This window comes from Acinetobacter nectaris CIP 110549 (assembly GCF_000488215.1).
Classification (GTDB): Bacteria; Pseudomonadota; Gammaproteobacteria; order Pseudomonadales; family Moraxellaceae; genus Acinetobacter; species Acinetobacter nectaris.
In genome coordinates this window covers 489,583-502,714 of the sequence record NZ_KI530712.1, presented here as the reverse complement: position 1 = coordinate 502,714, position 13,132 = coordinate 489,583, and the positions used below count along the sequence as shown (strand labels likewise).

Annotated in this window: 16 protein-coding genes; 8 read left to right on the top strand and 8 right to left on the bottom strand. The window is 34.3% G+C overall.

Annotated elements, in window-relative coordinates:
* Positions 1-93 precede the first annotated feature (93 nt).
* The gene (locus P256_RS02585; protein ID WP_023272127.1) at positions 94-1,320 is read left to right on the top strand and encodes a chloride channel protein; all 1,227 of its coding nucleotides are present in this window, start codon (positions 94-96) and stop codon (positions 1,318-1,320) included.
* Between the two features lie 3 nt (positions 1,321-1,323).
* Here the strand turns inward: P256_RS02585 and P256_RS13200 are convergent, their stop codons facing one another.
* Genes P256_RS13200 through P256_RS02570 form a run of 4 tightly spaced genes read right to left on the bottom strand, consistent with a single transcriptional unit; the run spans position 1,324 to position 2,961 of the window.
* Entirely contained in the window at positions 1,324-1,449 is a 126-nt protein-coding gene (locus tag P256_RS13200; protein ID WP_228130226.1) for a helix-turn-helix domain-containing protein, read from the bottom strand.
* An 11-nt stretch (positions 1,450-1,460) separates the two neighbouring features.
* A complete protein-coding gene (locus P256_RS02580; RefSeq protein ID WP_040331608.1) occupies positions 1,461-1,946 on the bottom strand; it encodes an IS630 family transposase in 486 nt (161 codons plus the stop codon).
* 47 nt (positions 1,947-1,993) lie between these two features.
* Positions 1,994-2,299 carry an IS630 transposase-related protein gene (locus P256_RS02575; RefSeq protein ID WP_023272125.1) on the bottom strand — a complete coding sequence of 102 codons (306 nt, stop codon included), beginning with the start codon at positions 2,297-2,299 and terminating at the stop codon, positions 1,994-1,996.
* 32 nt (positions 2,300-2,331) lie between these two features.
* On the bottom strand, positions 2,332-2,961 hold the full coding sequence (locus P256_RS02570; RefSeq protein ID WP_023272124.1) for an AraC family transcriptional regulator: 630 nt from the start codon (positions 2,959-2,961) through the stop codon (positions 2,332-2,334).
* Between the two features lie 96 nt (positions 2,962-3,057).
* Here P256_RS02570 and P256_RS02565 point away from each other — a divergent pair, with 96 nt between their 5' ends.
* Complete coding sequence (locus tag P256_RS02565; protein ID WP_023272123.1) at positions 3,058-4,275, top strand: MFS transporter; 1,218 nt, start codon at positions 3,058-3,060, stop codon at positions 4,273-4,275.
* Positions 4,276-4,312: 37 nt separating this feature from the next.
* On the opposite strand, the gene P256_RS02560 is transcribed toward P256_RS02565, so the two are convergent.
* Positions 4,313-5,344, bottom strand: a complete 1,032-nt coding sequence (locus P256_RS02560) for an NAD(P)H-dependent flavin oxidoreductase (RefSeq protein WP_023272122.1) — start codon at positions 5,342-5,344, stop codon at positions 4,313-4,315.
* A gap of 150 nt (positions 5,345-5,494) precedes the next feature.
* Here P256_RS02560 and P256_RS02555 point away from each other — a divergent pair, with 150 nt between their 5' ends.
* From P256_RS02555 to P256_RS02545, 3 genes are all read left to right on the top strand, one after another.
* Positions 5,495-6,460, top strand: coding sequence for a serine hydrolase domain-containing protein (locus tag P256_RS02555; protein ID WP_023272121.1), 966 nt, complete (start codon positions 5,495-5,497; stop codon positions 6,458-6,460).
* Between the two features lie 51 nt (positions 6,461-6,511).
* Entirely contained in the window at positions 6,512-6,898 is a 387-nt protein-coding gene (locus tag P256_RS02550) for a lysozyme inhibitor LprI family protein (RefSeq protein WP_023272120.1), read from the top strand.
* A gap of 399 nt (positions 6,899-7,297) precedes the next feature.
* Positions 7,298-8,221, top strand: a complete 924-nt coding sequence (locus P256_RS02545; protein ID WP_171068496.1) for a LysR family transcriptional regulator — start codon at positions 7,298-7,300, stop codon at positions 8,219-8,221.
* Here the strand turns inward: P256_RS02545 and P256_RS02540 are convergent.
* Positions 8,192-8,629 (bottom strand): thioesterase family protein, encoded by a 438-nt coding sequence (locus P256_RS02540; protein WP_023272118.1) that lies wholly within the window; start codon positions 8,627-8,629, stop codon positions 8,192-8,194. The two genes, P256_RS02545 and P256_RS02540, sit on opposite strands and share 30 nt — an antisense overlap.
* Positions 8,630-8,646: 17 nt before the next feature.
* Positions 8,647-9,405 (bottom strand): class I SAM-dependent methyltransferase, encoded by a 759-nt coding sequence (locus tag P256_RS02535; RefSeq protein WP_023272117.1) that lies wholly within the window; start codon positions 9,403-9,405, stop codon positions 8,647-8,649.
* 195 nt (positions 9,406-9,600) lie between these two features.
* Here P256_RS02535 and P256_RS02530 point away from each other — a divergent pair, with 195 nt between their 5' ends.
* The 3 genes from P256_RS02530 to P256_RS02520 all read left to right on the top strand — a co-directional run bounded on the left by P256_RS02530 (position 9,601) and on the right by P256_RS02520 (position 12,626).
* On the top strand, positions 9,601-10,677 hold the full coding sequence (locus tag P256_RS02530) for an MFS transporter (RefSeq protein ID WP_051353539.1): 1,077 nt from the start codon (positions 9,601-9,603) through the stop codon (positions 10,675-10,677).
* A 42-nt stretch (positions 10,678-10,719) separates the two neighbouring features.
* On the top strand, positions 10,720-11,613 hold the full coding sequence (gene yddG / locus P256_RS02525; RefSeq protein ID WP_023272115.1) for an aromatic amino acid DMT transporter YddG: 894 nt from the start codon (positions 10,720-10,722) through the stop codon (positions 11,611-11,613).
* A gap of 92 nt (positions 11,614-11,705) precedes the next feature.
* On the top strand, positions 11,706-12,626 hold the full coding sequence (locus P256_RS02520; protein WP_023272114.1) for a LysR family transcriptional regulator: 921 nt from the start codon (positions 11,706-11,708) through the stop codon (positions 12,624-12,626).
* Here the strand turns inward: P256_RS02520 and P256_RS02515 are convergent.
* The gene (locus P256_RS02515; protein WP_040331749.1) at positions 12,623-13,075 is read right to left on the bottom strand and encodes a DUF441 domain-containing protein; all 453 of its coding nucleotides are present in this window, start codon (positions 13,073-13,075) and stop codon (positions 12,623-12,625) included. The genes P256_RS02520 and P256_RS02515 overlap by 4 nt on opposite strands.
* Positions 13,076-13,132: the final 57 nt, after the last annotated feature.

Below are 13,132 nucleotides of genomic sequence, written 5' to 3'. Positions count from 1 at the left end.
GAAAAAAATTGGATTTTTAGGCATACATATTGTGTTACATGTTAGGATAGGCTGTATATCAATCATTTTTATGCCTAGATGTGATAATAAAAAATGAAAATTTTTCCATCTTCAGAATACGATCAGATTATTAAATATGTGTGCTATTGGCTCTGTGCTTCTATTGCTATTGGGTTGGTTGCAGGGTTTACATCAACACTGATTTTTAGCTGTTTCGATTTGGCAAATAGTATTCGCTTTGAATACCCGTGGTTAATTTTTTTATTACCATTTACGGGCTTATTTATTGGTTATTTATTTTATAAATATGGTACGCCTATAGAAAAAGGTACACACTTATTTATTGATGAGATTCAACAGCCGAAGTCTTTTATTCCTAAAAGAATGAGCCCACTGATATTTTTTACCGCAATTTTAACGCAGTTATTTGGTGGGTCAGCAGGTAGGGAAGCACCTGCTGTACAACTTTCTGGTGCACTTACAGACCATGTGACACAAGTTTTAGGTGTTTCTCGAGATAATAGAAAAATATTTCTTATGGCTAGTATTGGGGCTGGATTTTCAGGAATTTTTGGATTACCACTTGCAGGGGCAATTTACGGTTTAGAAATTACGGCATTAGGAAGCTTACGTTATTCGGCAGTCTTTCCTTGTTTTATTTCTGCTTTAATTGCAGCGCAAGTACCAGAAGCATTTCATGTTGTACATCCTCATACGTTTTATATTATTTCAAATTTTCCTGAGTTAAATATAAAAGTGTTACTCAGCTTAGTCGTAGCAGGTTTGATATTTGGTGTTGCCGCACGTCTGTTTATTATGACTATTCACTTTATTGGGAAACTATTTAAAAAAGCGATACCTTCAATGACATTGAGACCATTTGTAGGTGGTGTTGTACTGATGTTATTAACTTTATTGGTTGGGTCGCAGCAATTCAATGGTTTAGGTACAGATAAGGTTATTGCAGCATTTTATATACCATTACCCATTTGGGACTCCATTAATAAAACAATTTTTACAGCTGTAACATTGGGTTCTGGGTTTAAAGGTGGAGAAATTACACCGCTATTCTTTGTTGGCACAACATTGGGAAATGCCTTAGGTGCTTTTCTACCTGTGCCTATTTCATTACTTGCAGGGTTAGGGCTAATTAGTTTATTTTCTGGTGCAAGTAAAGCGCCGTTAACTTCAATTATTTTAGGGTTAGAGTTGTTTGGTACACAAATAATGACCTATGCCATCATTACTTGTTTATTGGCATATTTATTTTCTGGAAATTGTGGCTTGTATAGGGTGCAAAAGCCAAATCAAGATAATTAGAGTTTATCGAAAATCTTTAGGTGATACACCAATATGTTTTTTAAACATTGCGCTAAAAATACTTGGTGTTGCATAGCCAAGCATTTCGGAAATATTTGAAATCGATTTACCCTCTGTGAGGTAGCCCAGTGCAAGTATAGCTAAATACCAAATAAATCATTACAGTAATATTCAAATAATTCATGAATATCTTTAATTCTAAACTTATTGCGAATGCCTTTTACTTGTGCCCACATCTTTTCAATAGGATTTAAGTCAGGGCTATATTTTGGAAGCCAAACAATATGATGCCCTGCACTAGAAACAAGATATTCAAGTCGCTTTCCTTTGTGGAAGCTTGCATTGTCCATAATTAAAACACTACTTTCTTTTAATTTAGGCAATAGGTCTTGTTCAAGCCAACACTCAAATACGTCTATGTTGATTGAACAATCAAAAATGCTCACCGTGATGAGTTTATTATTCATTAATGCACCAATGGCATTACTACAATTTTTTAACTGCCAGTTGAACTCTCCTTCTGCCCGTGTTCCTTTAAAACTGTAGCTGTGTGATCTTGTGGTATCACTTTGAAAACCACTTTCATCAATATAAATTAAAGGTAATTCACCATCTAAGCATTCAATGAGATTTTGAAACTGCTGTCGCTGTATTGGATCTGCCTTAGGATGTTTTAACGTCTTTTTTTACGTGAAATTCTCGCAGCATGCAGTGCATTAAATACTGCATGAGTGCTCACTCCAAAGCGGTCTGCACGTTCTCTAATATAATCATCAGGATATTGTTCAACGTCTTTCAATATTTGATCCCTACTAATTTTCATTGGTCGACCAGAAATAGGCTTACTTCTCGTAGACTTTTTCCAATTCTGAATCGTCTGTATACAGAGGTTAAAATGCTGTGCTGCTTTTCGAACAGACATTTTATCTCTTGTCATAATTTCTATGACTTTATCTTTAAAATCTTTTGAATATCCCATAAACATATTGTTCTATATTTTTTAGTAATTAGCTATACAATATGCATTTGCTGAATCCACCCTCTATAGGACAACCCCGTTTCTTTCTTAAAAAGTCGCATTAATGTGCGTGTGCTCGTTCCAATTTTTTCAGACCATATAGTTAAATCGTGGCGAATGTTGGGTTTGTTGATGAGCTGTTCACAAATAAATATTAGACGGTGATCTTTAGGCCAAGGAACATCTATAGGAAGTGTTCTCGCTCGTTGAATCTCATCAAAAACCAGTAACTGTAATGAGGTCTTTAACTCTTTATTATAAGGTGTAGATGTTTTTTCTATAATATCTATTTGATTGAGTCTTAGAACAAGCTCTTTTAATAGGTTGGACATTCTTAATAAAAAACAGTTTTTACCTAAGATATCAGATGCATTTTTTTCAATGAGGGCTGTATTTAAGGAAACAGCACTTAAAGACACGACACTATGTTCAATAGATGCTGGGATCCAAAGAGCACAATTAGAGGGAACGATCCAAATATTATCGGGTGTATGTACCCGTATCGTACCTTGTGATGCATAAAGAAGTTGTGCACGGCTATGCGAATGGGGAGCAATAACATCTCCATAGTTAGATGTAGAACCTTTGGAGACAACCAGTTGTTCTGAAGAGGAAGATGCCATAATTTTTGTCACTTATACAATGTTTTTTGGAATATATGTGCTATTACGACAAATTATAATCACTTTGAACAAAGTCACAAGTTATAAAGGCATGTTATGCAATCTCCAGTTCAGACTGCGACAGAGATAGGTTCTCAAGCATCTCAAAATATATCTAAAATGGTATACCATATTATTTTTTATATTACTTTTGCTCATTTACTGAATGATCTTATACAGGCATCATTGCCAGCGATTTATCCATTATTAAAAAATAATTTCTCTCTCAGCTTTGCTCAAATTGGCTTGATATCTTTGGTGTATCAAGTGACTGCATCATTGCTTCAGCCATGGATTGGATTGTATACAGACAAAAAACCAAAACCTTATCTTCTACCTTTAGGCATGGTTGTAACACTCGTTGGCATTGCAATGCTGGCATTTGCACACAGCTTTTATGTGTTACTTATTTCAGCATCTTTTATTGGTATTGGTTCATCTACTTTTCATCCTGAAGCTTCTCGAGTTGCTAGAATGGCATCGGGTGGTAAATTTGGTACAGCACAGTCACTATTTCAAGTGGGTGGAAATACTGGGTCTGCAATAGGTCCTTTACTAGTTGCTATTATTGTACTTCCTTATGGACAAACTTCTTTTGTATGGCTAATGTTGTTTGCATTATGTGCAATTTGGATTTTGTTTCGTGTAAGTAAGTGGACAGTGACACATACACAATCAAAAATAGCAAAAAGTAATGCGGTACTATATGCTCGTTTGCATGGAAAGCAATTGGTGCAAGCTCTTGTTGTCATTTCTGTTCTTATCCTTACAAAGTTTACATATATTGCAAGTATCAGTAATTACTATACATTTTATTTAATTCACAAATTTCATATTTCTTTGCCAAGTGCACAATTGTATTTATTCTCCTTTTTAGCCGCCGTTGCGATTGGCACTTTTTTTGGTGGCCCACTTGGCGATAAAGTTGGAAGAAGGGCTGTTATTTGGATATCCTTTTTAGGAATGATTCCTTTTGCGATGGTCTTACCTTATGTAAATCTATTTTGGACAAGTTTTGTTGCAATTATGGCGGGGCTTATTATGTCTTCGGCTTTTTCTGCAATGATTGTATATGTGCAAGAGGCAATACCGGGGCGTGTAGGCATGATATCGGGGTTAATGTTCGGTTTGATGTTTGGTGTAAGTGGTATTTCTGCTGCAGGACTTGGTGTATTGGCAGACACACACGGTATTGAGTGGATATTCCGTCTATGTGCGTATCTACCTTTGTTAGGGATATTTACTTTATTTTTACCGAAGTCACAAAAAAGTTAAATACGTGTTAAAAGCATCTGAATGAAGTGAGATGCTTTTAATTCATTTCGGAAATTAAAGTTTGCATTAATGCTGAAGCATCCAATGGGCGTATTTTAGATACATTGCAGCCAGCCCAATAAATAGGAAAGTTTATAGGGTCGAGCATATTCAGTTGTTTTGCAATGTCGTAAGTAAAAGGGTACCCCGGGTCTTCTGGCTTTTCGAGTATATCAATGTCTGTATGCCAATGGCTGAACAGACCTCTTGCAGGTCTACCTGAGATACTCCGAGTGATTTGTGTATAGTTACTTTCAAGTAAAGCTTTTTTATAGTTTTGGTTTGCTGCTGACTCTGCACATGTAAGAAAAGCCGTACCAAGTTGTGCAGCAGATGCACCTAAATCTATAATTTCACGAATATCTTTGCCTGTCATAAGGCCACCTGCTGCAACTATAGGTAAGGTAACTGCTGGATTTTCAATGAGTGCTTGAACCAAATCTTTTGTAAATATGGCAGGATCATTGTTCTCATTAAAGATGCCTCTGTGTCCACCTGCTTCAATCCCTTGGGCAATAAGTATATCTATACCATATGATTGTGCCTCTAAAGCTTCTGAAAGTTGTGTAATAGAAACCATGGTAATGATGCCTGCACTTTTGAGAGCATCAATTTGTTTTTTTGATGGCAGACCAAAATGAAAACTAATCGCTCTTGGTTTTATATCTAAAACCATATTGGTAAAGTCTTCGTTATTGGTGAAGCTTGAGTACAATTTATTTAATTGGTTAGGTGGCGATTTCCCTAGACGAGAGAACTCTTTTGAGAGGAACTCAATCCACACTTTCTCTTTTTCAATATCTAAATCAAACTCTTTATGGCAAAAGAAATTGAGCTGAAATGGTTTTTTGGTGAGTTGTTTTGTGTGTTTAATTTGTTCTATAGCATGATCAAGGGTACTTGAACCTAAACCTAGCGCACCTAGTCCACCTTGGTTTGAAACAGTTGCTGCCAATTGTGGTGTGGAAACACCTGCCATGGGTGCTAAAAGTATAGGGTGCTGTATGCCTAAGTAAGAAGTGAGATTCATTAATTTATCTTTAATTCATTATTATTCTCTAAATATATATGAATTTTTCTTATATCGGAAGGAATGTAACTGAGTAAGCTAAATGTTTTATTTCTAATATTTATGATTTAGATTTAAAATTATAATCATGGATATATAAAGTATAAGAATATGGGTCAAGCAGGATTTATTTCAGTTGCAAAGTACGATGGACATATTATTTCGTATGAATATAAAGAAGGTTTTGAAGATATTAAGCCGATCTCAGGTGATAGTATTTTTAATATTACCCCACTTTCCAAACAGTTTACTGCATTCGCAATCTTGATTTTAGAAGAGCAAAGGAAACTCTCACTGAGTGATTCGATATTAAAATATTTACCTGAATTGGGTGAATATGCGAGAGATATTACTCTACAACATCTGATTTATCATACTAGTGGATTGAAAGACTACCTAGAGCTCGCATTAAATAGAGGTGTTAGTTATACAGATGATCTTTCTGTTGAAGTTATTCTTGAAGATATATATCGTCAAGATACAAAAGAGTTTAAAGCAGGAACTCAGTTTCAATATAGTAATACAGGCTATTTTTTATTAGCTCAAGTTGTAGAAAAGGTAGGTAAAAAGAAGTTTTCAGAATTTCTAAATGAATATGTTTTTCTGCCATTAGGAATGTTTAGTACATCAGTTGTTGATGCTTATCCAACAAATAGAAAAAGTGTAATAGGCTATAAGCAAATAGAAGATGATAAGTATGAAGTGTCCGTATCTCCTTGGAAAAATATTGGTGATAGTGGGGTTTACTCATCAGTTAATGATTTGCTGAAATGGGGAGAAAACTTTAATTCTTGTATTGTTGGTACAAAACAAACTATAGATAAGATGTTATCTGTTTTACCTAGTGAGCAATTAAATGGAAACTTAATTATAGATTATGAGCCTTATGCTTTTGGGTTGGGACAGGAGTATTTCATGGGAGAAAAACTATATGATCATAGTGGAGCATGGTTAGGTATAGCAACTTACTTTATGCGATTTGTTGATATTCACCTGACTGTCATTGTTCTATCTAATAATGAAGATTTAGATGTAGAATCAATTGCTTATAAAGTTTCTGCTCAGGTATTAAAATAAATTTTATACAAGTTTATTTGTTATTGGCTGCCAAATTATAGGTATTGAAAGATGAAAAGAGCATATGTTTTTATCGTATTTTCCATACTTTCTTGTGGAGTATTTGCTAGAGATTGCAATAATGCCATAAGCCAATCAGATATGAATATTTGTGCAAATATTGCATTTAAACAATCTGATAAAATGCTGAATGATACTTTCCAAAAAATTATATCAAGTAAAGATCTTGGGTTTCAAAAAATACTAAAGCAAGCACAGCGCTCATGGATAAAATTTAGAGATGATGATTGTAATGTGCAAAGCTATCCAACACGTGAAGGTTCTGTGCAACCAATGATTTATGCAAATTGTTTAAAAGAAAAAACTGATTTACGAATTGCTGATTTGAATAAAATATTAACGTGTGAAGAAGGTGATTTGGCTTGTCAGTTACATTAGCGTTTCAAGACTACTGAGCAGATAGAGGTTTATAAAACAATTTGGTTATTTTTTAATCTTTGTTGTGAGATTATACGTACATCTTTTGATGATTTAGCTGATATTCAAGATGAAGCATTTTTTATAAATTATAAGCATACAGAACAGGAAGTTCTAAAGCACAAAATAATTAAAAATCGCTTTTGCATCAGGAGTGTGAGGTTTAACAGGAGTTGAGCCTAAGCGACAAATAAAAAAGCCTAACAGGATGTTAGGCTTTTTTATTTGTCGCTCTATTTTAAATATTATAATTTCTTATGTGTTAAAAGTATGATTACTCATGTATCAATTACTGTATATGATAAAATAAGTGTACTTTTTATTATAGAATATATGAATAATATAGGTCATACATATAATATGAAAATAAAGCTACGTCGTATAGAAGTTTTTATGGCAGTCATTGAAAATGGAAGTTTTTCTGCAGCTGCACAAGCATTGCAGATTGCACAGCCTGCGGTAAGTATTAGTATTAAAGAATTAGAAAAAGAACTAGGAACATCATTATTTTTTAGATCAGGTCGTACAGTTGCGTTAACAGAAAGTGGACGGCTCTTAAAAGAGCGTGCAACACCTGCAATGAACCTATTGTTAAATGTAAAAGATGAAATAGATAATTTAGAAAATCTCTCTGTTGGTCAGCTTAATATAGCAGCGCCTGCAATGGTAACTCAGTTTGTACTTTCACAAGTTTTGTCAAAATTTATGGTCTTATATCCTAAAATTCATATTCGAGTACATCAGGCAGGCGCTTTAGAAATTGAAACATTAGTAAAAAAAGAAGCTTTAGATTTAGGCTTAACAGTCTATAAAGGTATACAGCCTCATGTTGAAACAAAATATTTATGGGATTTAAAAAATGTTGCTTGTGTCTCTCATAAATATTATAAAAAACAAGGATTAGATCAGAATATTTCTTGGACAGATCTTTTACAGCAACCTTTAGCAATATATCCAGTAGGTTTTCATCAAAGAGATTTAATTGAACGTCAAGCAACAGCGTTGGGTATTCCTTTGAACATTATACTAGAATCTGAAAATCCAACGTTAATTCTTTCCGCTGTTCGATCAGGATTAGCAGCGACGACATTACCTTTCGCTGCAATTGAACATGAATCAGAAATTATTCCACTTTCATTGCCTGAGCAAGAAGGAGATTCATTAAAGGTGGGCGCATGTTGGTCAACTGATAAACCACTCAATAGCGCTGCAAAAGTTTTATTAGACTTCCTTCGAGAATATTCCTCACCATTTTTAAATAATAGAGATATTTTTAATCGCTGATAGAGACTTGTCTTTTACTTTTTGCAAGAATTTATCTTCATTTATAATATATCGCTCATGTGTACCTTCGCAGATTATATCTAGGCCATCTGTACAATATACTGAAAAGGTGAGCTTTTTCTTATTGATATTGATAAGTATTACTTCAGCTTTAATTCTTAACCCTATAGGTGTCGCAGCGCTATGGCTAAGATTAACATGGGTACCGACGGTTTTATCTGAAGGCATAAGATAGTCATGTAATGCCTCAATACATGTCCACTCCACAAATCCAATCAAATATGCTGTAGCGAGAACAGGTGGCATATCTGAAAATCCAGTGAATAATTCAGAAACATTAGGTACAGTAAGTGATTTATCTACAAAAATTTCTTTAGTATATTTTAATCCAATAGTAAGTTCTTTCATTTTATATTCCTTAACTTTTAAACATGAACACTACCTACTCTTATAGAAAGAGGCCATATTATTTTCTTCTTAGAATATGGGTTTCCCCATAGCATTTGTAAGTTAGTTCTGAGTTGGTCAGTAGGGTTCACTCCTGATATTTTTTCTGCTTCTTTTACAGCAGACCAAGTATTAAAATAATTAATTAAATCTTCTAAATTCCAAAATTCTTCCATATTTAGCTTAGGAAAAGGTAATTCATGAAAGGGAAAAGGCAAATTTGCATAGCCATTTTCGACATGTTTTCTTTCTTTAGGCCAATATGAACCGATTGTTGTGTAATAAAATTCTTGTATCAGCTTATCTACCGTACCTTCTACATGGAGTACACCATAAGTAATAAGAGCTAAAATGGTATTTTCTTTAGAAATTCTTTTTACTTCCTTATAGAAACTTTCTAAATCTAGCCAATGTGCTGCTTGTGCTACTGTAATTAAATCAACACTTTTATGTTCTAATCCACTATTTTCGGCTATAGCCGTTTTATAAATAATATTATCTTTTTTTTCAGCATTTTGGATTTGTGATTGGCTAGCATCTGTTGCAACAACTAAATCAAAATTTTCTGCGAGTAGTACGGATAATTGTCCTGTACCACAGCCACAATCTAAGGCAAGGTGCGAGTTTTTGCAGATTTTGGAAAGCTCATAAACGAGTTTATGAGGGTAGGATGGTCTATAGGTTGCATAAGCAGATGAGTTGTCTGAAAAGTAGTCCTTAAAATTTTTATTCTTCAATTTATACTTACTCCGAGTTATATTGTATATATAAAATCAATGCTGTATTGTTTATATATAAATTTAATATATACATGGAGGTGTGTCAATGGATATCAAAGAAACTTCGAAAGATACAAAATCAATATTTTTATGGGCTTTGGGTTTAATACTAATTGCTATTTAAGGACAATTTTCCCAAGTTTTGGTGCATTAATGCCTGAAATTAAAAGTTCTTTACATCTTTCAGGAGGATTGGTTACGTTAGTAACAACTTTACCCATATTGTGTTTGGGAATCTTTGCACCATTAGCACCTAAACTTTCTGAAAAACTAGGCATAGAAAAAACAATACTCTTTGTCATGATTGTACTCGTGGTAGGGATTATCTTGAGAGGAGTAGGGAAAACTGAAGATGGTACTATTTTAGCTGGTGGAGCTATTTCTATTATTAATGTTTTATTACCAAGTATAATTAAAAGAGATTTCCCTGAGATCATTGGTTTAATGTCTGGTTTATATGCAATGGCATTATTGGGGGGAGCTGCTTTTTCTGCGGGTATTACAATTCCATTAGAGCATATATTTAACAATAGTTGGACTTTGGCAATAACAATGTGGGCTATCCCTGCGGGGGGCGCCATAGTATTTTGGCTATTTCAGTCACCAAAACACATAATAAAAAACCATCAAACTGTACCAAATGTAAGTGGACTCTGGCAGTGTAAATTAGCATGGCATATAACTATTTTTATGGTTCTACAATCAATGTCATCTTTTACAATTTTTGCATGGTTTGCACTGTTTTTAAGAGATCGTGGTATATCATCTTTGGAAGCAAGTTTAGTAGTTTCAATTTCAATTTTATTACAAACAGTAGCTTCTTTTGTTGCTCCACTTATTGCAACTAAGTTAAAACATCAATCATGGTTTAATATTGCTGTTGTAATAATGACTTTGATAGGATTTTTAGGCTGTTTAATTGCACCATTAAAATTAATTTGGTTATGGTCTATTATTTTAGGTATTGGTCAGGGAGCACTTACATCAATTTCAATGGCTTTGATTATTTTTCGATCAGAAAATACACATGTTGCAGCCAAATTATCTAGTATGGTTCAAACTGTTGGTTTTGGGTTGGGTGCATTTGGTCCATTAATCATTGGTTTTGTATACAGGTCGCCAAATCATTTTTTGTTAGTTGAAGTTGTATTCATTCTTATATTTTTAGGACTTATTTATTTTGGTTTTAAAGCAGGTAAAGACTTATATGTATCTGCTGATGTAAATTAAAAATACTGTATTATCTTTATGAATAAGTTAATAGAGAAAAAAATGAGTAAAAATAAAGCAACTTTGTTGGGGTTAAGTGCAGTTGTCCTGTGGAGTCTAATTGTTGCACTAATTAAAGAAGTCAGTGGATTTTATGGTGTGATCTTAGGTGCTGCACTTATCTATTCCTTGGCATCTATATTTCTTATACTTACTTTGGGATTTCCAAAAATAAAGGAGTTCCCGACTAAATATTTAGTTTTAGGAAGTATTTTATTTGTTGCTTATGAGCTGTGTTTATCTCTATCTATTGGCTACTCAACAACAAATCGGCAAGCAATTGAAGTGGGTATGGTCAATTATTTATGGCCTACATTTACCATTCTTTTTTCTATTTTATTTAATCATCAGAAAGCAAATTTTTTAATTGTTCCCGGATTTATATTGGCACTTTTTGGTATTTGTTTGGTGCTTGCAGGAGATCAAGGCATTAGTACTGAGGGTATCTTAAGTAATATTCGAATAAATCCATTAAGCTATGGTCTTGCTTTTATAGGTACACTCATTTGGGCGACATATTGCACTTTAACCACGAAAATATCTGATGGTAAAAATGGCATCACTTTATTTTTTATATTGGTTTCGTTTGTATTATGGATGAAGTTCTTATTTTTAACAGGAAGTGCTCATGTTACTTTTGAGTTAAAGCCCCTTATATATTTAGTCATGGCTGGGTTTGCAATGGGTATGGGCTATGGTGCATGGAATATAGGGATTTTGCGTGGTAATGTAACACTACTTGCCACGGCATCTTATTTTGTACCTGTGCTTTCAGCAGTGGTATCTGCTATTTTATTAAATACATCGTTGACCTTATCCTTTTGGAAAGGCACATTACTCGTGTGTTTAGGCGCAATTTTATGTTGGTTGTCTACAAAGAAAATACGCCGTATTTAAATAATCTTTACAAATTTGTGATGTGAATAGGTGTTGAGGTTAACTCAATAGGGTTATGTTATAATGAATAAAATTCAACTAATAATCGTGTTATGTTAGAGATTCGTCATTTAAGAACATTACTTGCATTGCGTGAGCATGGCTCATTGGTTGCTGCTGCAGGTGACCTATGTTTAACACCTTCTGCAATTTCCCATCAGTTAAAGGAACTTGACCATTGGTATGGGGTGGAGGTGGTAAATCGTCGCAGTCGCCCTGTTCAATTTTCAAATGTTGGGCAAAGACTTTTAAAACTTGCAGATGATATCTTGCCGCAGATTCATATTACACAAAGTGATATTACGCGCATTATTCATGGGCAGACGGGACGTATTATTTTTTCATCTGAATGCCATAGTTGTTTTGATTGGCTTATGCCATTGTTAAATCAATACCGTCAGCAGTATCCTGATGTCGATTTAGACTTCGCTCCAGCATTTGAGTCTAATCCACATGAATTATTGCAAAATGGTGAGTTTGATTTATTAATTACGGCAGATCCTATTGCCTTAAAAGGTGTGGAATATTTTCCGATTTTTGAGTATGAGTCTCGGTTGGTATTATCAAACACACATCCTTTGGTACGTGCAGAAAAGGTTACGGTACAAGCATTGGCCGAAGAAACGCTAATTACATATCCTGTAGATAAGCACCGTTTAGATATTATGTCGCATTTATTTATACCTGCAAATATTCAGCCAAAACATATAAGAACGACAGATCTAACACAAATGCTCATTCAACTTGTTGCAAGTGGTCGAGGTATTGGGGCATTACCTGATTGGGTTGTGAAAGAATATGAGCAAAAGGGCTGGGTGACTAGCCGCCGTTTAGACTGTATTGCACCACAAGGGTTACGTCGTACTTTATATGCAGGCTACCGTAGTGAAGAAAAAGAGAAAAATTATTTTGAAGGCTTTTTAAAGCAATTAGATAAGTTTTCTCAGCAACGTAGTCAGTATTATTCTTCTTAACCTTTATAAATAAATAACGAAAGTATGCCTGCTGCAATCAGTGGGCCTACAGGTACACCACGCAATAAAGCAACGCCTGCAACTGTACCAATAAGTAAGCCTGCAACAACATCGGGCTGACTGCTCATGAGTTTAACGCCACGACCACCTAACCAAGCAACCAATAGTCCAATAATAATCGCCAATATAGATTTGTAGCTTACAAAAGATTTAAGTAATGTTTCCCCTGCAATTTTCCCACTTGCAATTGGTGCGAGTACACCAATCGTGAGAATAGTAACCCCTAAATTTAGCGCATGGCTTTGAATAAAAGGGAAGTACATGGAAAGTGGGGAAATTTTTACAACAATAAGAACAGCACTTGCAATGGTCACAGATGAGTTATGACTCAGTACACCACAAACGAGTAAAACAATAAGTGCAATCAGGTTTAAATCTAAAGAAGGCATGGCAATCATTATAATATCTATAGAGTTGAGATTCATTGTAACGGGTTTAGATATTTT